A 21240-nucleotide genomic window follows, 5' to 3' on the forward strand; every position below is an offset into this window, starting at 1 on the left:
GTCAGCTTTAATCGACTTGAGATACCTATGTTATATTACAACGATCAGTGGGACGTTTCTGAGCGCTTGGGCATGGAAGCTGCGGGGGATGGTTTAGCTAAGATGATTCTGAGTGTTTCACCGCCTTTTACGATTGCAGTTGCTGGAAAGTGGGGATCTGGCAAAACGAGTCTCATGCAAAGAGCGTTTGTGACTTTAGGTGGTGAACCGATTAGTAAAGCTGTACCGCTCGGTGAATTACGTAGTGCACAAGGGGAAAGGGTTTATGACTCTAATTTGTGCGCACGTAAACAAGAGCGCCGCACTGCTTTAGGCTGGAACGAGGATTTTTGTAAAGGTTTAGAAAGCTCTTTATGCGTTTGGTATTCACCTTGGCAGCATCAGGGGGCTGCTAATCCCTTAGTACCGCTCTTGCTAGAAGTTAAACAGCAATATCTACTCAGAGCTAAAAATACCTTAGCTGATAAAGTTAAAGAAAAAGCACGGAATGGGGTTTTAGCAGGCTTTACTCTCTTAGAGCGGGTGGTTGATGGCGCACTAATGCTTGATAAAAAGATTGGCCAACCCTTCTTAACCGGCACTACGGAAGCGATTCGTAATATTTGGAATAATGGCGATGCAGGTTTAAGTGAGCTTAGTGATGGTCAACGTTTTCACTTACAGTTTGAGGATGCGATTGAAACAGTTCTACGTAGTTTAAATGCAGATTCTGAAGATTTAGCAGCCAATGCCCGCTTAGTCGTATTTATTGATGATTTGGATCGTTGTGAAGAATCAGCCGTGATTCAACTGCTGGAGGCGATTAAATTATATCTAGGTACACCACGTTGTGTGTTCGTATTAGGGATGGACACTATTGCGGTGTTAGAAGCTTTGCGCAGCCATTGGCCGGCTCGCTCTGAAGATCATAACCGTGAGTATTTAGAAAAGCTTTTCCAAGCCACTATCCGTGTTCCTGCACCACGCAAAACTAGTGCCTATCATTTAGTAGAGCAACAGCTTAAAGAGCATAAAATTCCAAATGCAGCAACTTGGGCTATGCAATTAGTGGAGCTGATTGAACCTAATCCTCGTAAGTTAAAGAATTTTACCAATAGTTTATGTGCGGTTTGGAGTATGCATCGACTCACAGCAACCCGTGAGGATGATCAAACGATTCGACGCTTGATTTTGTTTCAATATTTAAGCCTCTACCATCCAGCAGTCTGGCGTATTTTGGAGCGCCAGCCTTGGGCTTTGCAAGTTCTTCGCGCCGTGCTTATGGGGAATATCCAAGAAGCTTTAAGCTTGCCAACAGGTTATTCAAGAGCGGATCAACGCATGATGGAAAGTTATTTCTCACGCTCGTTTGCACATATCTTACGCCACAATAGTTCCGATCCGAGTAAAGATGAAAAGCACCGTGGAGTAGAAATGGAAAAGGCCGTGGAGCTATTTTTGGAGCGTATTGATCGTAAGCGTTCGGATGAGGTCTTTGCACGTTTAGCACAGGAAACTTTTACGAATGAAGATGAGGTAGATGAATGCTTTTTGTCGATTGTTGCAGCTCAAGCGACGGGTGCTAATCCATGAGTGACTTACAATCGGTGGCCGAGAAAAATGCACGCTTCAAAGCACGCGGTGTGTATTACCGTTGGCTGGTACAGCAATACGGCAGTATTCCTTTAATGGAAATGGCAGATGATCCTGATCCGATTAGCTTGCGGCAAATCTATATTCCGTTGCGCTTAGGCGAGGAGGACATGGATGAGAATGCCATGAATCCGCCGGAGAAGTTCGAGGAAGAAACGGAGGCAAATCTCCTCGGTGTTGATGCTTTCACTGCAGTGGTCAATGAGCGCTTTTTGGTCATTTCAGGGCGTCCGGGGGCGGGTAAAACCACCTTGGTTAAAGCCTTAGTCCATGAATTATGCGGTGATTATGACAGTCGTTTTCGCCAGCAAATGCAGGAAAAACATGGCAATGTTTTTGTCATTCCGATCATTCTACGTGAATTGCCCCGCCTTGCTGAAGTGAGCTCGCTAGCGGAATTATTGGCAATGTGGTGGCAGCGTCAAGCGGAGTTAAATCGCTTACAGGCGTTTGTAGAAGCTTTAGACCTAGCACGTTTAAAAGCTAGCCTCGAATTAGATCGCCTAACGCCGCTCATTATTTTCGATGGGGTGGATGAAGTTGGTAGCTTAGAGGTACGCGAGCGTCTGTTTGCATTTGCGCTACAAGCCTGTGACACCCTGCGTTTTCTGGTGACCGGTCGACCGAGCGGTTTAGAGGGAATTAACAAGCAACTGACTCGCTTTGTTAACAACGACGCTATTGTGCAAGCATGGCGTTATATCCTACCGCTCACTCGCCCTCAAATAGAATCCTTTATTACGAAATGGTATCAGTTACGTCCAGAGTGGGTGATGCGCTTTCAGTCAGGCACGGATGATTTTCGCAAAGCACTGAGTGATCCGAATCGTGCGCATTTGCTCTCGTTAGCACGCCGCCCCATTTTTTTAGCCTTAATGGCTTTAGTACATTGTACGCGCAATGAAATGCCACACGGTCGAGCCGCTTTATATCGCGCGATTGTCGATTTGTATTTAGAGCGTCAACAACGCAATCGCCGTCTGAAGCAGCGTCCTGATGGTTCGCCTATGCCGCAATGGGATAGTAATGAACCACGTATTGCTTTGGGCTATTTAGCGTGGTTGAGCATGCAAAAAGGCAGCGAAAAAGCTGAGGATGCTGGTGCAGATGAGCGGCGGATTATTTGGCAAAAAGATGACCTGCTCGACACTTTGCGAAGCTTGCTCAGTAACTCCAAACAAGTACGCTTCAGTGAAATTAAACTAGATCAAGCCGAAAGTTTGCTGGATTATTATCTTTATCCCGCTGGTTTATTGGTTGAACCGGCTGAGGGGCAGATTCAATTTGCACATTTAAGCTTTCAGGAATACTTGTGTGCCGAATTTTTACAAGCGCGGATGACGGGCTTAAAGCTGGAAAAGGAGTGGAAAGAAAAAATCCTCGTCATGCTGAGCAAACCGGGTTGGTATGAAGTCGCACTGTTATTACTTGCGGTGCATGCCGAGCGCACTCAAAATCAAGGCCATTTTGAGCTATTAGGCTTATTGGATTTAGCCCAAGCGGAGCAAGCACGCTTATTTTATTTAGGGCTATTAGGGCGTGAACTCCCCGTCAAAGACGAAGAGCGCTTGCAGTGGCTACCGGCTTTGATGATTGCTGCAATGTTGCATCCGAAGCTAGAGGAAATTAGCAAATTAAGCGCTTGGCCAAAACTAGCAGAGGCAGGTTTGACCTATATTATTGCTTTGCTGGCTGATTTTGATCCTGAACAGCAATGGGCGTTTTTACTAGATAAATTAGAGAAAAATCCTCCTACTTATATTCAAGACAATGTTGCTTTAAAGGAATGGCAGGAAAACGCCAAACAGCGCTGGCTAAACCCAGTTGAGGGTGAATCATGGGAAGTTGCATTTGGTGCTCAAGAGGCACGTAATCATGCTGTGCTGAATCTGCTGATTGAGGCTAGTTGGGGGATTGATCTTGAGGATAGCTGGCAACCGCTCAAGGATCAGCGTTTAGACAAACTCATCGCCAGTGTTTGTAAGGAACAAGACTGGCTTTGGAAAAAGACTACAGAAGCTAATCAATGGGAGTGTTCACGCAGTTTACTTTACAGCGAAGTGCTATTTAATACTCAACAAGCCAGCCAATTTCAGCTTCAGCAGCAAACGCCTTTAAGTGCTTGGCTGTTACAGGGTGAAGCCTTTGATACTGTTATTTATATTTATGATGTAGTAAGTTTTCCTTCTATTTTTACCTCGATTTATCCTGAACAAGCGCTCACTATTCAACGTAGCCGTTTGTCGTTAGCTTATTATCAATATCTACAATTCTTAGAGTTCGCCACCATCAGCCAGCAGTTTGAGCAGCGGTCGCGGTCGCTGTCGCTGTCGCGGTCGCGGTCGCTGTCGCTGTCGCGGTCGCGGTCGCTGTCGCTGTCGCGGTCGCGGTCGCTGTCGCGGTCGCGGTCGCTGTCGCGGTCGCTGTCGCGGTCGCGGTCGCGGTCGCGGTCGCTGTCGCTGTCGCGGTCGCTTCCTTGGTATGCTAATAATAAAACCCTGCTAGCTGATTTAGAAAAGGTTGTAGATCAAACAAGCCCAACTGATGAACTAGTCGAGCCAGTTTATTTAGCCGTGTTGGGCTTTGCGTATAATTGGGCAGCTTGGGATTGGTTTAGCGAGCAGGTGGAAAATCCGCAGTTAGTGATTAAGCGTGGCGGGCGAGTAGCTGAGCCTTTACCAAAAGAGTTGGGCTTGTTTGATGAGCAAGGTTTGCCCTATACCCAGCAAAAGTGGTTTAACTTAGTCAAGCTACAAGCATGGGCGAGTAATCCTGATAATTGGCTGGCATGGGTATTCCCTGAGGGCTTGAACGCTGCAGATGAAGCCTTATTACGCGCAGATATCGCTGAGTTACAACCCCATGACTGGTCGCCTGATGGCTTTATGGAAGCAGTGCTCGCGGACTGGCCGGAGGATCAGGCTGAACAGGATTGGAGCTTAGAAACTCGTGAGCAAGCTATGCGCCAAGTGATTGAGCAGTTTTTGCAAGAGCAGGGCGCGGGGAGTCAGGGCGATAAACCCATGAGGACTCTTGAGTAATTTAAACGAGTAGTTCCCGCAAGCTGCTAATGCACCAATCCGCATGCTCCCGCGCTGGAAATGCTGCGCTGGGGTCAATATAGAGAGTCCTAGTGCCTGCTGCCCGCCCAGCTTGGAGGTCATACACAAAATCACCCACCATTACGGCTGCCTGCGGTGGTGCTTGCCATTGCGCTAATAAGCGTTGAATACCGGCTGGATGTGGTTTAGGTGGAGCACAATCACGGCTGACTAAATCCGCTGCTGCAAAATGCTGAGCTAAACCAGCGGCAGCTAAAGTCACTTGGGTATTAAGCACACTATTGCGCGTGAGAATGCCGACTCGTGCGCCTTGTGCGCTTAAATAGTTTAATAATTCCAGCGCACCTTCAGCCGCTTCTGATAGTTTGGCAATCTCTAATTCAATCGCTTGTAAGCGTTCATAAAGAGGGGCTGCCGTTGCAGGCGGCAGAGTGGCTAAGCTTTCCAGAATGGTTTGATCGGCTGGCAAACCTAAGGCTTGACGAATAGCACTAAAGTCATGCTTGGCAAGCGTTAAAGTGCCATCCATATCAAAAATCCAGTATTTAGAGCTGATCAAGGGGTGTGGCATAGTGATTTTCCAAAGCTGTTAGCCTGTGTATCTTAACGAGCCAGTGTCTGCTTTGACTAGATTAAGTTGAGTGGAGTGCAGTATTGCTCTTAAGCCTAAGGCTCTGCCATATTAGGTAAATGATTTAGGTAAAGGAACACTTAGTATGCTGCCCATTTTCACGCCTGCGCCCCTCATACCTTGGACGGTGGCAAGTCCTTTTAAAATGCGTCCCGGTTTGTCACGTCTCGAGGAACTCGTCTTTAGTTTATTTCAATGTGATGACTTAGCGGCGCAGTATGCTGAGCGTAAACGGCAATTGCTCAATGAGCAGCGGCAGCAGGTCTTAATGGGTGAAGCTGATCCCGCTGTTTTAGTGGAAATTGCTAAACACTATCAACAGCAAACGGCTATTCAGCTAGACGCAGAGGTTGAAGCGCTGACTTTAGGGATGCAGGAGGATTTTGTGATTCTGCATGATGAGCTACAAGGCGAGCGCTGGGATATGAACGCCCGCTTTTTGTCGGTGTGTTTCCCCTCGAATTGGAATCCCAGTGAGAAATTGGGCTTAAATTTCCACGCGATTCATGCGCCAGTGGCGGATAATGCGCTGTTACAAGCAGGTGCCAAAGGGATTATAGATCTGGCTTTTCGCAAACAGCCGATGCTGCGGCATGTATGGTTATTAACACCCAATAGCGATTTGCCTTCTCATCCTTTACAACGCCCGCGTTTGTGGGGCGATGCCATGCAACAAGCAGACAGCGGTTTATTGTTAGAGCAGCTTTATTTTCGGGTAGAGCGGCAAACCACTTTACCTTTGCCAGCTTTAAAACGGGGAGTGTTCTTCATTCGAGTGATGGTCGCGCCTTTAGTCGATGTACTAAGACTTGAGCCTGAGCGCGCTCAGCAATTAGCAGCAGCGCTCGCGTCGATGAGTGCAAATATTTTGGCCTATCGTGGGATGACTGGTGCCTTACCTCGTTTATTAACTGAATTGGAGCACTTTGGCTAAGCCTCAGCAGCTATAAATTTAAGGGCAAGCGCGAGAGTGCCAGCGCCCGCGTTTAATTTCGCCCATACAGCCATTGATAATGGAAGGTGTGTTGGCAGCACATTGGCCTTCGCTCGCTCGTGGATTGCGATCTTTGGCTAGGCAAACTTGGCTGCTACATTGTTTGCCATCGGTGCATAAGCGCCCTGCATCTTTATAACTGAGATTACAGCCCTTTACACCGCGACTAATAAACTCCCATTTGCCCCCTTGGGCTTGGCATTTTTGCTGTTCACTCGCCACAGGTGGTTTAGGCGGAGTTGGTGGCGTGGGTGTTGTGGCAGGTACTCCATCCAGCTTCAGGTTGAAGCGGTTTTTGAGTGGCGTTTCTAATCCACCTTTGAGAGCTTGTTGGCAGGTCGTGGCAATCGGATTGCTTGGCAAATGAGTGCTGAGGAAAATAGGAATAGGCTTATAGCCCCGAATGAATCTAGGGCGGAGCTTAGGATATTTCTTTTTGAATGCCATTAGTTCGGCAGGAGGTAAAGGGCGTGCAAAATACATCGTCCGAGGATAGCTAGGAATCACCAAGCGATAGTAGCCCCCTTTATTACTGGTCGCACTCGCTTGCAGTTTAGTATCGCAGTTATAGAAATAAGCTTTCACCGTAGCATTTGCAACCGGTTTGCCATCTTGTAGGACTTGTCCAGCAATTTCTAAATTCTTTAATGGCACGGGTGGAGGGGCTGGTTTAGCCGCCACGGTTTGAGTTGCCAATCCTAAAACTAATAATATCAATCCATAAAGTTTTAAACGCATAACAGATCCTTAAGTTTAAACCGCAGCAGTGTCTATAAAACTTTGCTAAAGGTAAAGACAGAGCGCGTTAATTTAAATTCCTAGGATAATAGTTTAATCAGGAGGTCAAGATGAAACTGCGTTTATTTATGCTAAACGCCTGCTTGTTGAGCCTTAGTTTTTCAAGTGTGCAGGCTTTTACTGGCCCAGCGATGTATGCGGTGGTTTGGGTAAAAAGTGAGGATAGTTTGCGCTTAAGAGCAGGGCCTGCAACGAGTTATAAGATTCTGAAAAATATTCCCTTCAATGCGATCAAAGTAAAAAATCTTGGCAGTCGCACCGCTAACGGTTGGTGCAAAGTGCAGTATCTCGGCGTGAGTGGCTGGTCTTTTTGTAAATACCTCGGTGAATCTTCGGGAGCGCGTTATTACTCCTCACAGGGTTATACTGGCTCTTTGAGGTTTTACCAGCAAGCCAGCAGTAAAGCTGCAGTAGCAGGCATGTTGCCTGAATATGCCACAGGTATTGAAGGTTTAGACGCTTGCGTAAGCACTTGGTGTCGGATTCGCTACGACGGCAAATTAGGTTGGGTACAGCGCAAGTATCTGGCTAGTTGGCAGTTTTAAAATTATCTAATGATTTTAATGCTAGGGATCTATGAGCTTTTAGTTGACTAGCTGATAAGGACTTTATCAGTCTAAAGCCTTGGAATGCTATGCTAGTGAACTGACACTCCATTAAGAGGCTGATGCTTGAAACCGGTCAATCTGCCATTAAGAGTTATTAATCCCGCTACTGCTTTGCTGCAACATCAAACGCAGCTAAAAGCATGCCAGCTTTGCCCTCACATGCTTCGCCCTGTTATTACCTGCCAGCCGGTGTTGTCGCCCGTTATTTTACTTGGCCAAGCACCCGGTATTCATGAAGCGAAGGTTATGCAGCCTTTTGGTTGGACAGCAGGGAAAACTTTATTTCAGTGGTTTAGTAGTATTGGCTTGGCTGAGGCTCAATTTCGTGAGCGCGTCTATATGGCGGCGGTCTGCCGCTGTTTTCCGGGGAAAAACCAGAAGGGCAGTGGGGATCGAGTACCTTCAGCAGAGGAAATCAGTAATTGTGCAAGTTGGTTAGATGTGGAGTTACAACTGATGCAACCTCATTTGCTAATTTTGGTGGGAAAGTTAGCTATACAACAGTTTTTGTCGGCTAGAAAATTAGAAGAAGTAGTAGGGCGTGTGCATCAGCGTCAATTAGCCGAAAAGACGGTGGATTTATTGCCGCTACCGCATCCTTCAGGTTTATCAACTTGGCCACATACGGAGCCGGGCAAGACTTTATTGCGCCAAGCCTTACAAACTTTGCAGGAGCATCCAATTTGGCAGCAACTTGTGCACGCTGAGCTAAAAGCTGGTTAAAGAAACTGCTTATCGAAGTCTGACATGCTATGCTTAAAACCATTATCCGCTGCTATTAGTGAGACCCCTATGAGTAATCCCGACGCTGAATACGAAGCTAACTATGATGCTTTTATCGCTGAAATCAAACAAACCGGAGAAGTCTGGGGTTTATGCACTGATGAAGATGATTGGGCAGTGTGTGCCTCTTCCGCTTATGAAGATACCGACGTCATGCCATTTTGGTCATCAGAAGCTGCTGCACAGGCGCAATGTGTGGGTGAGTGGGAAGTGTTTCATGCCCAAGCCATTCCTTTAGAAGAGTTTTTGAATGATTGGCTACCTGGCATGCATGAAGATGATGTGATGGTAGGACCCAATTGGGATGAGAATCTTGAAGGTTTAGAAGTAGAGCCTGCGGATGTTGCGCTTGAGTTAGACGACGAAGTGCCTGAAGCAAATGCTTAAAATTGGTCAATTTAATTCGCTAAGACTAACGCGCTTAGCGGATGCAGGTGTGTATTTAGACGCTGGCAGTTATGGCGAAATCCTGCTGCCACGTCGTTATGTGCCAGCGAATGCACGGCCTGAAAGTATGCTTGAAGTCTTCGTCTATCTGGATTCTGAAGACCGCTTAATAGCCACGACTGAGCGTCCTCATTTGCAGGTCGGTGAATGCGCTTATTTAAAAGCAGTCGACTCGAGTCGACATGGCGCTTTTTTTGATTGGGGCTTAACTAAGGATTTGCTAGTTCCTTATAACGAGCAAGAGCGCCCGATTGAAGTGGGTAAGTTTTATGTGGTACATGCTTTCTTAGATGAACGCACTGAAAGTATTGTGGGGACGACGCAGTTAGCACAGCATCTGAATGAATTTAGTTATTATTTCAAGCCAAGCCAAGCCGTTAATTTGTTGATTTATGCTCGTGATGAATTCGGTTATCGAGCGGTTGTTAATCAAACCCATCTAGGTTTGTTATACCAAAATGAAGTGTTTCAAAATTTACGGATTGGCGATCAGGTCAGTGGTTATATTCAGCAAATCCGCCCTGATCGGAAAATTGATCTGACCTTGCGTAAGCCCGGTGTTGTAGTCGAGGATGCGTTGGCTCAGCAGATTTTGGTACATTTAAAGCAGTGTGGTGGGAGTTCTAACTTCACTGATAAAACACCCCCTGAACAAATCTATGCAGAGTTTAAGGTGAGTAAAGCACATTTCAAACGGGCTTTGGGTTTGTTATATAAGCAAAAGTTGATTCAATTGACCCCAGAGAAAACCACGCTACTTTAAACCTAAAATTCACTCTTCTGTTCATAACACCACACAAGCAGTATAGAGATTTCCCAATGCCTAGATTCTTCTCTATAGTGTGACCATACTTATACAAGGGTGTTACAGGGTCGATGGTCAAGCTAACTAAGCAAGCTACTATGCAAGCAGAAGCGCTATTTCCTATTGGTACTGTCTCTGAGCAAACTGGCGTACATTCTGTAACCCTCCGTGCTTGGGAGCGCCGTTATGGGTTGCTCCGGCCTTCACGCACGCCTAAAGGCCATCGCCTCTACAGTCAGCAAGATATTCAGCGCGTTAAGCAAGTCTTACATTTATTGGAGCAAGGTATCCCTGTCAGTCGTGCTCAAGAAATTTTGCGCAAGCACGCTACTGAAGCTGGTACTGATCTGGCTGAGCAAGTTAAATTAGTGGCTGGTGAAGATCCGTGGAAGCAATATACTAGTCTGTGTCGCCGCTCGATTTACAAGCTCGATGCGAAGGCTCTTGAAAAGGTGATTGATGAAGCGATTGCCTCTTATTCCTTAGAAATTGTTGCCCACAAATTACTTTTGCCTTTGTGCACCGACCTGTACGGGCAATGTTGTTTGTTAACCTCTACTAAGGCGGATCACGCGTTCTGGTATCAATTTCTCTCAGCCAAACTAAGTGCTTATTATCTGAATACTCATATGCAGTCGCGCAATAATGGGTTTCGGGTGATAGTGATTGGAGTCAGTTGTCAGATGGTTTATCTGCAAACTTTGATGTTGGCTTGCTCCTTAGGTATGCAGGGTTTTCAAGTGAGCTTACTTGGGGCTGATTGTCGCCCTGAGCATTTACCTTTGGTATTAGAGCGTTCGCAGTTTGATTCGCTAATTTATTGTAATCCAGATGCGGAAGTGCTGGCCGGTCTAGAGGTGCTGTCACGCATGACCAAAACCGAACTACTGGTGCATTATTTAGAATCTGCTAAGCAACCTGTTCTACCCGAAACGCTTAAACTCTTGCCCCTAGCTTTTAATGAAGCTTCCCTGCAATTAGAGTCTTTGCTGTTAACGCGAACTCCTTCCCCTCTTGATCGCCACGAATGACTTGCGCCTTAGTTTGGTTTCGCCAAGATTTACGTTTAGCCGATAATCCTGCTTGGTGGGAAGCTTGCGACCGTTGTCAGCAAGTCATTCCAGTCTTCATTGATGACCCAACACCCACTAGCTTAAGCCAATTAGGTGCTGCCAGTCGTGTTTGGTTGCAGCATAGCTTAGCGAGTTTAGAGCAAACTTTGCAGGTTCGTGGAAGTCGTCTGATTCTGCGCCAAGGCTCAGCTTTAGCAGTTTTACAAACTTTAATTCGCGAAACAGGTGCGACTCATCTATTTTGGAATCGCTGTTATGACCCAGCTAGCCTAGAGCGTGATAAAGCGATTAAGGCTGCTCTAAAAGAAGATTTATCTGTACAAAGTTTTAATGCGGCTTTGCTGCGCGAACCTTGGCAAGTCCTGAAAAATGATGGACAACCTTATAAAGTCTATACGCCGTTTTGGAAAGCTTTACTTAAACTAGGTATTACTCAAGAGCTTTTACCTGAACCTAATACTATTCCCAAGCCCAGTCAATGGCCGTACTCTTTAGTTTTGAATGATTTGCAACTGTTACCCAAGATTCGTTGGGATCAAGGGATGATGCAAACTTGGCAAGTGGGTGAGTTAGCCGCTTTAAACAAGCTGATGAATTTTCTAGAAACTACGGTCACTGATTATAAAACAGCACGTGATCAACCTGCTGTTTTAGGTACGTCACGTTTGTCACCGCATTTACATTTTGGTGAAATCAGCCCAAGGCAAGTTGCTTTTCTCGCCCAGCAGTATTTGGCTGAGCATCCAGAGTCCAGTATGGGTGTGCAACATTTTGTGCAAGAACTGGCTTGGCGGGAGTTTGCTTGGTATTTGCTGTATCACTTCCCACAAACCCTGAGTGAGCCATTAGACCAACGCTTCAAAAAATTTCAGTGGGAACAGGGTTATGAAGTGCAGTTACAGTGTTGGCAGCAAGGGCAAACTGGGATTCCGATTGTCGATGCAGGTATGCGCGAGCTATGGCAAACGGGTTGGATGCATAATCGCGTGCGCATGATCGTGGCTTCACTCTTAACTAAGAATTTGTTGATTCCGTGGCAAGTCGGTGAAGCTTGGTTTCGCGATACCTTAGTGGATGCTGATTTGGCAAATAATATATTAGGTTGGCAATGGGTCGCAGGTTGTGGAGCAGATGCAGCGCCGTATTTTCGGATTTTTAACCCGATTTTACAGGGTGAGAAATTCGATCCGCAAGGCGACTATGTACGCAAGTGGGTGCCTGAATTAGCAGGCAGGGCAGCCAAGGAGCTTCACCATCCACGTGTGTTAGGTGATGGTTGGAAATATCCTTGGCCCATCACCGATTTAGCGCTCAGTCGGCAGCGTGCCTTAGAGCGTTATGCACAGCTTAAAGCTTAGCGGAAAGTAACAAAAGCACCGGATTCGCCTGAGGCACTGCGTACACGCATTAAGTTAGAGCGCGCTTCTGATTCAGAGCCAAAAGGCACACGGACTTTGTATAAACCATCAACTGAATCAACAACTGCGTTTAAGCCTCGACTCGCCATAGAACTACGCACTTGTTGAGCTTTGCTGCTGCTCCCTGAAGCAAAGACTTGTACTGCAGCACGGCCAGAACTGCTGCCGATACTAGCGCCGTTGCCACCGCCTCCTGCATAATAATCATTACCGCCGCTATTGTCGGAGCTGCCATTAGCATAGTAATCACCACCACTGCTCCCACTGTTACTGTTTGTGTTAGCGCTATAGCTATCATAGCTGTCGTTATTACCACCGCTATAATCATAAGCTTCTGTAGTACCCGCCGTGTCATAACCACCACTTGCTTGGCCTTGCTGACCCCCTTGACTTTGGTCATAGCCATTAGCCGCGTAGGTATCATAACCGCCAGCTTGTTGACCTTGCTGTCCACCTTGAGCGTAACTCCCGCCATATTGCGGTTGTTGAGGTTGGGCAATTTGTGGTGGGTAATAGTTAGAACTGCCACCCTGTTGTGGTTGGGCATAAGTACCACCGTAACTGCCTCCCTCTGTTAGGGGGCCAGCTTCAGGAATATTACTAGTTGAACCCGTTGCGGAAGGGTCTTCATAAGGTGTATTACTACAGGCAGAGACCAAAAAAACCGTTGCTGACAAAGCTAAAGCCAGACGTAAAGAGTGTTTCATATTGTTGTTAGCCCTCAAATAAATTGTTATTGCTTTATAAGACAATACTATAGTCTCATAGTTCAGCAGACAAGCTAAACTATTGAAAGTGATTATAGCCGTCTGGAAGATTAACTAACGGATAATCGATGCTAAGTTCTGACGATTGGCTAGTTATTTCGCCAATACATTTTAAGTGCAGATGATTAACTAATTGATAATTTTCTATTTCTTTTAAAATGTGTTTTGGAACAGTAAATAGTAGCTCATAATCATCCCCGCCGGTTAAAGCAAAACCTAAGGCATTTGATAAATTTAATTTTTGCAAAGTGGGGCTTAAGGGGATTTGCTGATGGTAAAGTTTTGCCCCGACCTGTGAACGTGCTAATAAATGTTTTAAATCAGCGACCAAGCCGTCGGAAACATCCATACAACTATGGGCACGGCCGCGTAGCCAAGCACCTAAGGCAAAACGTGGACTAGGGTAGTTAAGGCATTCAATACAATAATTGGCGTCAGTAATGGGCAAACTTAAACGTTCTTGGATAACCGCCAAGCCAGCCGCCGCATCTCCTAAATAACCTGAGACGAAAATTAAATCACCGACTTGTGCACCACTACGCAACAAGGCTTGCTGTTTGGGTGCGGTTCCCATCACTTGAATGCTGATACTTAAAGGCCCACGAGTCGTATCGCCCCCGATGAGAAAAATACCTGCCGCATGAGCAAGCTCTTTTAGACCGCGTGTAAAGTCTTCTAACCAATCCTGATCAAGCTTGGGGAGGGTTAACGCCAGGGTAAACCAACGCGGTTTAGCCCCCATCGCCGCTAAATCACTTAAGTTTACCGCTAAGGCCTTATAGCCAATCGCATGCGCTGGGGTATCTAAGGGAAAATGCACGCCGTTGACTAGGGTATCGACTGAGATAATCAGCTCTTCATCAGGGGCGATTTGAACAATAGCAGCATCATCTCCGACACTGACACTGACTTCTTCAGGGAATGGTGTCCAAGTAAAATAATGCTGGATAAGATCAAATTCATGCATACGGATCAGCCCTTGTTTTAAAATGCAGAAAGCCCCAAGTAGCTGGGGCTTTCATGTTCCTCAATGGTGCTAGAGACAAATACCATTTAACCGACACTGACCAGAGGATGCTTGTCTTTTCCTTGTACCCTAACCGACACTCATCCTCAGTTCAAGTTTAGTGCGAATCCAGAGATTTCACTGTAACTCATGATAAAAAGATGGTTTTTTAGGTCAAAAGGTGTGAATTTGCATCTAATTGAGCTTTCCTTGCTAAGCTTACTGCGGCAAGCCTCTGAGTTTTGCTACTATATACTTTTCTTAAAATAATGATGGATAACGACAATGCTGGATCCCAAGCGACTAAGAACTGAACTCGACGAAGTAGCTAAACAGCTAGCACGGCGCGGTTTTAAGTTAGATGTGGATGCAGTGCGGGCGCTGGAAGGGCAGCGCAAAGCACTCCAAACTCACACTGAAGAATTGCAGAATCAACGTAATCTGCGCTCCAAAAGTATCGGTCAAGCCAAGGCGCGTGGTGAAGACATTGCTCCTTTAATGGCAGAAGTATCGAGTTTGGGTGATCAATTAAAAACCGCTGAGCAAGATTTAGCGAAAATCCAAACTGACTTAGAAACTATAGCTTTAGGCTTGCCGAATATTTTAGATGCCTCTGTACCCGATGGTGCGGATGAAAATCAGAACGTCGAAGTGCGTCGCTGGGGCGAGCCTAAGCAATTCGATTTTGAGCCTAAGCAACATTTTGAGTTAGGTACTAACCAAGCTTGGATGGATTTTGAGTCAGCTAGCAAGTTAACGGGTGCGCGCTTTGTCGTATTGCGTGCAGCGATGGCACGCTTACACCGTGCACTCACGCAATTCATGCTGGACACACATACTCAAGAGCATGGTTACACTGAGTTGTATGTGCCCTACATGGTTAATGCAGATAGTTTGCGTGGCACGGGGCAATTACCTAAATTTGAAGAAGATCTTTTCAAACTCAATAATGAACAAGGTTATTATCTAATTCCTACTTCAGAAGTACCCGTCACTAATTTAGTCCGCGATACCATCGTCGATGCGGCTAGCTTGCCCTTAAAGTTTACTTCTCATACCCCCTGTTTCCGTTCTGAGGCAGGTTCACACGGTAAAGATACCCGTGGCTTAATTCGTCAACATCAATTTGAAAAGGTGGAGATGGTGCAGATCACTCGCCCTGATCAATCTTGGCAAGCTTTAGAGGAAATGGTAGGGAATGCAGAAGCCATTCTGCAAAAACTCGGTTTGCCTTATCGGGTGATCACGCTTTGTTCGGGAGATACGGGTTTTTCAGCGGCTAAAACCTATGACCTTGAAGTATGGTTACCGGGGCAACAGAAATACCGTGAGATTTCTTCTTGTTCTAATACCCTAGACTTCCAAGCGCGCCGTATGGTGGCACGTTTCCGTAATCCAGAAACGGGTAAAACAGAATTACTCCATACGCTGAATGGTTCAGGTGTGGCAGTAGGACGTGCGTTGGTGGCTGTTGTAGAGAACTATCAACAGGCAGATGGACGGATTCGCATTCCGGAAGTGTTACGCAATTATATGGGTGGGGCGGAATATTTGACTTGATCCGCTTATTCGGCTTAATTCTATCTTTATGCTGTTTGGCTGCTTGTAAGAAGCAGCCAAATTCGCTTCCGCAACCTCAGCCCCTAAACTTCGATCACACCATCTATTTAAATCATCAGCCTATTCAAGTGGTGGTATTTGATACGCCTGCTGAGCGTGAAAAAGGCTTGATGTGGGTTAAAAAAATCTCTAAAGATCATGGTGCTTTGTTTGTGTTTGAGCAGGAAGAGAACGTGGGCTTTTGGATGAAGAATACCCTGATTTCTTTGGATATATTGTTTTTTAATAGTCAAGGTAAATTGATAAAGGCTCAATCTGCTGTCCAACCCTGTCAAGTAAAAAAATGTGAGGTGTTAGAAGCTGAAAAAGTCAAATTTGTCCTAGAGCTAACAGCTAACTCATTAGCTTCTTCGAGCTTAATTTTAAGAGTTCCTTACTAGTGTTTTGGGAGATTACTAATATTTAAATGTCAAAGGCTGACTAGTTTTACTACCTTTAATTGTTGTTTATGCTATAAACTCTCCCTTCAACAAGCATCTCAGCAGGAGAGCGCTTCAGTAAGAAGCCGCCGAAGGCGCATAGCCCGTAAACGCTCAGGCAAAAGGACTGTTAGTGATGGTTGACTCTGGAGAGTGGTGCGGCTGCATCCACCGAAGGGTAGTAACTTATTGTGTCTGCAATGGCTCGCAGTAAGGAATCTCTCAGGTAGCAAGGACAGAGGGGCGGTAGATAGAGATGATCTGCCGCCCTTTTTTCATGTTAACGGGAGAATACAATGCAACATACCCCTTTCTATCAAAAGCATCTTGAGGCTGGCGCGAAAATGGTTGATTTCGCTGGCTGGGAAATGCCGATTCATTATGGCTCACAATTACAAGAGCATAAGCAGGTTCGCAGTGATGCGGGTCTATTCGATGTCTCGCATATGGTCGTCTTAGATCTGCAAGGCATGGATGCCAAACCTTATCTGCTCAAGCTACTCGCTAACAATGTCGATAAACTCAAAGAACCCGGCAAAGCTTTATATAGCTGTATGTTGAATGAGCAGGGTGGGGTGATCGACGATCTAATCGTCTATTATTTGGCGGATACGGCTTATCGCATCGTGGTCAATGCCGGTACTCGCGCTAAAGATTTGGCTTGGATGCAACAGCAACTCCAAGGCTTCGATGCCCAACTCACTGAGCGTTCAGACTTAGCTATGCTCGCTGTTCAAGGCCCGAATGCACGCGCTAAAGTATTCTCGTTAATGCCTGCTGATGAACTAGCCATCGCTGAGTTCTTACAGCCGTTTTATGGTGCACAGATCGGTACTTGGTTTATCGCCCGCACGGGTTATACCGGTGAGGACGGTTTTGAGCTGATGTTCCCCGCTGAGCAAGCTAACAAGGTTTGGGATGCTTTGCTGGGTGCAGGTATTCCACCGACCGGATTAGGCGCACGCGATACTTTACGTCTTGAAGCAGGAATGAATCTGTACGGTACGGATATGGATGAAACTACCTCACCTCTAACTTCTGGTTTGGGGTGGACGATTGCTTGGCAACCCACTGAGCGTGATTTCATTGGTCGAAAAGCGTTAGAAACAGAAAAAGCTGCAGGCGTACAGCAAAAATTTGTCGGTTTAGTTTTAGAAGGCAAAGGGGTGCTGCGTAATCATATGAAAGTCACTTGTGAGGCGGGTGACGGTGAAATTACCAGTGGTACTTTCTCGCCAAGTTTAGGCGTTGCGATTGCTTTGGCACGTGTACCTGCAGCTTGTGGTGAGCAGTGCTCTATTGATATTCGCGGTAAGCTTTATCCTGCCAAGGTTGTGAAACCTGTGTTTGTTCGGCATGGTCAATCGGTTTTAAGTTAATTGTTTAGTTAATTAGGAGATTTCAAATGAGTAAGGTTCCAGCCAATTTAAAATATGCCGATTCCCATGAGTGGGTGCGTGGCAATAGCGATGGTACGGTGACGATAGGGATTACTGACCATGCCCAAGCTTTATTAGGTGATTTAGTCTTCGTCGAACTGCCAGAGCTTGGTGCTGATTTAGCGAGCGGTACTGAATGCGGGGTGGTCGAATCGGTGAAAGCAGCTTCAGATATTTATGCACCGATTAGCGGCGAAGTTGTGGAAGTGAATGAAGCGTTAGATGGCAGCCCTGAGCTAGTGAATACTGATCCCTATGAAGCAGGCTGGATTTTCAAAGTAAAGCCAGCGGATGCTAGTGAAATTGCTGCACTGCTGTCGGCGGAAGCTTATGGCGAATTAGTCGCTTCCGAAGCCTAATCACTGACTGAGTAACACAACATGATGAACCCGTTAAACGTTGCTCTGAATATTTTAGAGCAGCGTGAATATTTTATTGCCCGCCATATTGGCCCCAATGAAGCCGATACCCAAGCCATGTTAGCCACCGTGGGCGCAACATCCCTAGATGCGCTCATTCAAAGTACAGTGCCCGCGAATATCCTCACCCATGCGCCGTTAGCGATAGGTGATAGCCAAACCGAAGCAGAAGCTTTGGCGTATTTAAAAAGTTTAGCCTCTCAAAATAAGGTCAACAAGTCTTATATCGGTTTAGGCTATTACGACACGATAGTACCGCCCGTGATTTTGCGTAATGTGATGGAAAATCCGGGTTGGTATACAGCTTATACGCCATATCAACCGGAGATTTCGCAAGGTCGTTTAGAGGGTTTGCTCAATTACCAGCAAATGGTCACTGATCTGACCGGTATGGATATTGCCAATGCGTCTTTGCTGGATGAGGCTACTGCAGCAGCCGAAGCCATGACTTTATGCAAACGCTCCAATAAGTTGAAATCGGATAAGTTTTTTGTCAGTGACGATGTATTTCCACAGACGATTGATGTGCTGAAAACACGGGCGCACTATTTCGGTTTTGAGCTGGTTATCGGCAAAATTTCCGAGCTTGCGAAACACGAAGTGTTTGGCGTGTTATTGCAATATCCATCGGTGACTGGTGAAGTCATTGACCTTGAAGCTACTATTAAACAAGCTCATGCACAGAAGGCTTTGGTCTGTGTTGCCGCTGATTTAATGGCTTTAGTGATGCTCAAATCGCCCGGTGAAATGAGCGCGGATGTGGTGCTTGGTAATACCCAGCGCTTTGGCGTGCCGATGGGTTTTGGTGGACCCCATGCAGCTTATTTTGCAACCAAGGATGCTTATAAGCGCACGATGCCCGGACGGGTGATTGGCGTGTCGATTGATAGCCACGGCAAGCAAGCGCTGCGTATGGCGATGCAAACTCGTGAGCAACATATTCGCCGCGAAAAAGCGACCTCGAATATTTGTACGGCGCAAGCGCTTTTGGCGAATATGGCGGGTTTTTATGCGGTCTATCATGGCCCGGAAGGTTTGAAAACAATCGCGGGACGCATCCAACGTTTAACTTCGATCTTAGCCAAAGGCTTGCAGCAAAAAGGCGCAAAACTGCTGCATGATACGTGGTTCGATACGATTGTCGTGGAGAGTGAAGGGGCTTATGAGCGTGCTTTAGCCGCAGGCATTAATCTGCGTAAAGTATCGGACTCGCAAGTCGGGATTAGCGTAGATGAAGGCAAAACACGTGCAGATATTGCTGAACTCTTTGATGTATTACTCGGTGCAGGTCATGGTTTAAGCATTGATGCTTTAGATCAAACGGTACTGGCAGAAAAGTTCAGTGGTATTCCGTCTGGCTATCAACGTACTTCCGATTTCCTCACGCATCCCGTATTCAATGCGCATCACTCTGAATCAGAAATGCTGCGTTATCTGAAGCGCTTAGAAAATAAAGACTTTTCGCTGGTACATGGCATGATTCCGCTGGGGTCTTGCACGATGAAGTTGAATGCTACAGCGGAAATGATTCCAGTGACTTGGCCTGAGTTTGGCAATATCCACCCGTTTGCACCGAATGAGCAAACCGTGGGCTATCGCGCCATGATTAAGGAGTTGGAAGATTGGTTGGTGGAAATCACTGGTTATGATGCGATTTCTATGCAGCCGAATTCGGGCGCGCAAGGTGAATATGCGGGCTTAGTCGCGATTCGTCGTTATCAAGCCAGTCTTGGGCAAGGGCAGCGTGATGTGTGCTTAATTCCTAGCTCCGCGCATGGTACGAATCCTGCGTCTGCTGCGATGGTTAATCTTAAAGTTGTCGTCGTTGAATGTGACGCGAATGGTAATGTGGATGTTGCGGATTTACGCGCTAAAGCTGAACAACATGCTACGAATTTGTCCTGCTTAATGGTCACTTATCCATCTACACATGGAGTTTTTGAACAAGAGATCGTCGAGATTTGCGAGATTGTACACCAGTACGGTGGGCAGGTTTACATGGACGGTGCGAATATGAATGCGCAGGTCGGGTTATCGAAGCCGGGTAAATTTGGCTCGGATGTCTCACATCTCAATCTGCACAAGACTTTTGCGATTCCGCACGGTGGAGGTGGTCCTGGCATGGGGCCGATTGGCGTAAAAGCGCATCTCGCTCCATTCTTATCTAGTAACGTGGTTAATCCGCCGTTTGATGCGCTGGTGGGTAATAGTGCAATTTCCGCTGCACCCTATGGCAGTGGTTCGATTCTGCCCATTTCATGGACTTACATTAAGCTCATGGGCGCGAATGGTCTGAAACGTGCTACTGAAATGGCGATTCTGAATGCTAATTACATGATGCAGCGCTTGTCTGAGCATTATCCCGTGTTATTTCGGGGTACGAATGGGCGGGTGGCGCATGAATGTATTATCGATATTCGCCCCATTAAAGCTGCGTCCGGCATTGATGAATCAGATATTGCCAAACGCTTGATGGATTACGGTTTCCATGCACCCACCATGTCCTTTCCGGTCGCTGGTACACTGATGATTGAACCGACCGAATCCGAACCGAAAGAGGAATTAGATCGTTTCTGTGATGCCATGATTGCGATTCGTGAAGAAATTCGCAAAGTGCAAGAGGGTGTGTGGCCTGCCGATAATAATCCGCTAGTGAATGCACCGCATACGCTGGATGATTTAACGCAAGCTTGGGAGCGCCCCTATTCACAAACGGATGCGGTATTCCCGAAAGGCGTGATTCCGACCGCAAAATATTGGCCAACGGTGAATCGGATTGATAATGTCTATGGGGATCGGAATTTGGTTTGCTCTTGTCCGCCGATGGAGAGTTATCGGTAAATTAACAGTTTGCTGGTGTCAGCAGTTAGTTAAGTGAAAGGATAAAAAACTTTATCTTTTCACTGCTTTAAATTAAGTTCAACAGCATCAACTCATTTGGGTGCGGTTTTAAATAGTACTGCCGCCCAATATATGGATGAGGATGCTTACGAAAATGATGTTTTAGCAAAGTAATCGGCACAATTAAAGGTAGATAGCCTTGCTGATACTGGCTAATCGTTTCGACTAATTCAGCTCGATCTTCACGCGCTAAATCGCTTGGCAGATAGCCCACTAAATGCGCCAGCACATTACCTTGTTGACCACGTGATGCACGCTTAGCTAAGACTTGCATGAGCTTTTGAATATATTCAGCTTGTAAGCTCGCTAAATCGGTGGTACCTGCTTGGGCAACAAGCTGACCGAGTTCACGCAAACTGTTTTGGGTCATGCACCAGAGGAGTTGAAGAGCCACTAAAGCGGTAGTAACTTAAGCGAT

General features: G+C 46.4%; 19 protein-coding genes and 1 riboswitch. Of the genes, 14 read left to right on the forward strand and 5 right to left on the reverse strand.

All coding sequences use genetic code 11. The features are described from left to right. Window positions 1–27: 27 nt before the first annotated feature. Window positions 28–1572, forward strand: coding sequence for a P-loop NTPase fold protein (locus Q0307_RS00285; RefSeq protein WP_298654773.1), 1545 nt, complete (start codon window positions 28–30; stop codon window positions 1570–1572). Further along, on the forward strand, window positions 1569–4673 hold the full coding sequence (locus Q0307_RS00290) for an NACHT domain-containing protein (RefSeq protein ID WP_298654775.1): 3105 nt from the start codon (window positions 1569–1571) through the stop codon (window positions 4671–4673). The genes Q0307_RS00285 and Q0307_RS00290 overlap by 4 nt, the downstream gene beginning before the upstream one ends. A 1-nt stretch (window position 4674) precedes the next feature. On the opposite strand, the gene Q0307_RS00295 is transcribed toward Q0307_RS00290, so the two are convergent. Continuing rightward, window positions 4675–5265 (reverse strand): HAD family hydrolase, encoded by a 591-nt coding sequence (locus Q0307_RS00295; protein WP_298654777.1) that lies wholly within the window; start codon window positions 5263–5265, stop codon window positions 4675–4677. 145 nt (window positions 5266–5410) lie between these two features. Between Q0307_RS00295 and Q0307_RS00300 the strand changes: the two genes are divergently transcribed. After that, complete coding sequence (locus Q0307_RS00300) at window positions 5411–6259, forward strand: heme-dependent oxidative N-demethylase subunit alpha family protein (protein ID WP_298654779.1); 849 nt, start codon at window positions 5411–5413, stop codon at window positions 6257–6259. Window positions 6260–6277: 18 nt separating this feature from the next. Here Q0307_RS00300 and Q0307_RS00305 read toward each other — a convergent pair whose 3' ends face one another. After that, entirely contained in the window at window positions 6278–7057 is a 780-nt protein-coding gene (locus tag Q0307_RS00305; RefSeq protein ID WP_298654781.1) for a carboxypeptidase-like regulatory domain-containing protein, read from the reverse strand. A gap of 110 nt (window positions 7058–7167) precedes the next feature. Between Q0307_RS00305 and Q0307_RS00310 the strand changes: the two genes are divergently transcribed. The 6 genes from Q0307_RS00310 (at window position 7168) to Q0307_RS00335 (ending at window position 12191) form a co-directional block, all read left to right on the forward strand. Further along, a complete protein-coding gene (locus Q0307_RS00310; RefSeq protein WP_298654782.1) occupies window positions 7168–7662 on the forward strand; it encodes an SH3 domain-containing protein in 495 nt (164 codons plus the stop codon). Window positions 7663–7884: 222 nt separating this feature from the next. Next, on the forward strand, window positions 7885–8448 hold the full coding sequence (locus Q0307_RS00315; protein WP_298654784.1) for a uracil-DNA glycosylase family protein: 564 nt from the start codon (window positions 7885–7887) through the stop codon (window positions 8446–8448). A gap of 69 nt (window positions 8449–8517) precedes the next feature. Next, a complete protein-coding gene (locus Q0307_RS00320) occupies window positions 8518–8895 on the forward strand; it encodes a DUF2750 domain-containing protein (protein WP_298654786.1) in 378 nt (125 codons plus the stop codon). Continuing rightward, the gene (locus tag Q0307_RS00325) at window positions 8888–9718 is read left to right on the forward strand and encodes a S1-like domain-containing RNA-binding protein (RefSeq protein WP_298654788.1); all 831 of its coding nucleotides are present in this window, start codon (window positions 8888–8890) and stop codon (window positions 9716–9718) included. The genes Q0307_RS00320 and Q0307_RS00325 overlap by 8 nt, the downstream gene beginning before the upstream one ends. A gap of 113 nt (window positions 9719–9831) precedes the next feature. After that, window positions 9832–10791 carry a MerR family transcriptional regulator gene (locus Q0307_RS00330; RefSeq protein ID WP_298654789.1) on the forward strand — a complete coding sequence of 320 codons (960 nt, stop codon included), beginning with the start codon at window positions 9832–9834 and terminating at the stop codon, window positions 10789–10791. After that, window positions 10788–12191, forward strand: a complete 1404-nt coding sequence (locus Q0307_RS00335; protein WP_298654791.1) for a deoxyribodipyrimidine photo-lyase — start codon at window positions 10788–10790, stop codon at window positions 12189–12191. Before Q0307_RS00330 ends, Q0307_RS00335 begins: the two co-directional genes overlap by 4 nt. Here Q0307_RS00335 and Q0307_RS00340 read toward each other — a convergent pair. Together Q0307_RS00340 and thiL are read right to left on the reverse strand one after the other, a co-directional pair. Then, entirely contained in the window at window positions 12188–12958 is a 771-nt protein-coding gene (locus Q0307_RS00340; RefSeq protein WP_298654793.1) for an SPOR domain-containing protein, read from the reverse strand. The two genes, Q0307_RS00335 and Q0307_RS00340, sit on opposite strands and share 4 nt — an antisense overlap. A gap of 79 nt (window positions 12959–13037) precedes the next feature. Next, entirely contained in the window at window positions 13038–13985 is a 948-nt protein-coding gene (gene thiL, locus Q0307_RS00345) for a thiamine-phosphate kinase (protein WP_298654794.1), read from the reverse strand. Between the two features lie 324 nt (window positions 13986–14309). On the opposite strand from thiL, the gene serS reads away from it, so the two are divergent. From serS to gcvP, 5 genes are all read left to right on the forward strand, one after another. Beyond that, complete coding sequence (gene serS, locus Q0307_RS00350; protein WP_298654795.1) at window positions 14310–15584, forward strand: serine--tRNA ligase; 1275 nt, start codon at window positions 14310–14312, stop codon at window positions 15582–15584. A gap of 131 nt (window positions 15585–15715) precedes the next feature. After that, the gene (locus Q0307_RS00355; protein WP_298654798.1) at window positions 15716–16024 is read left to right on the forward strand and encodes a DUF192 domain-containing protein; all 309 of its coding nucleotides are present in this window, start codon (window positions 15716–15718) and stop codon (window positions 16022–16024) included. A gap of 92 nt (window positions 16025–16116) precedes the next feature. Beyond that, window positions 16117–16203: riboswitch (glycine riboswitch) on the forward strand. Window positions 16204–16359: 156 nt separating this feature from the next. Further along, window positions 16360–17442 (forward strand): glycine cleavage system aminomethyltransferase GcvT, encoded by a 1083-nt coding sequence (gene gcvT, locus Q0307_RS00360; protein ID WP_298654799.1) that lies wholly within the window; start codon window positions 16360–16362, stop codon window positions 17440–17442. A gap of 26 nt (window positions 17443–17468) precedes the next feature. Further along, window positions 17469–17861, forward strand: a complete 393-nt coding sequence (gene gcvH / locus Q0307_RS00365; protein WP_298654801.1) for a glycine cleavage system protein GcvH — start codon at window positions 17469–17471, stop codon at window positions 17859–17861. Between the two features lie 21 nt (window positions 17862–17882). Continuing rightward, window positions 17883–20762, forward strand: coding sequence for an aminomethyl-transferring glycine dehydrogenase (gene gcvP / locus Q0307_RS00370; protein ID WP_298654803.1), 2880 nt, complete (start codon window positions 17883–17885; stop codon window positions 20760–20762). A gap of 67 nt (window positions 20763–20829) precedes the next feature. Here the strand turns inward: gcvP and Q0307_RS00375 are convergent, their stop codons facing one another. Next, window positions 20830–21192 (reverse strand): YbgA family protein, encoded by a 363-nt coding sequence (locus Q0307_RS00375; RefSeq protein ID WP_298654805.1) that lies wholly within the window; start codon window positions 21190–21192, stop codon window positions 20830–20832. Between the last annotated feature and the right edge of the window lie 48 nt (window positions 21193–21240).

Source organism: uncultured Thiothrix sp., assembly GCF_937873765.1.
Lineage (GTDB): Bacteria > Pseudomonadota > Gammaproteobacteria > Thiotrichales > Thiotrichaceae > Thiolinea.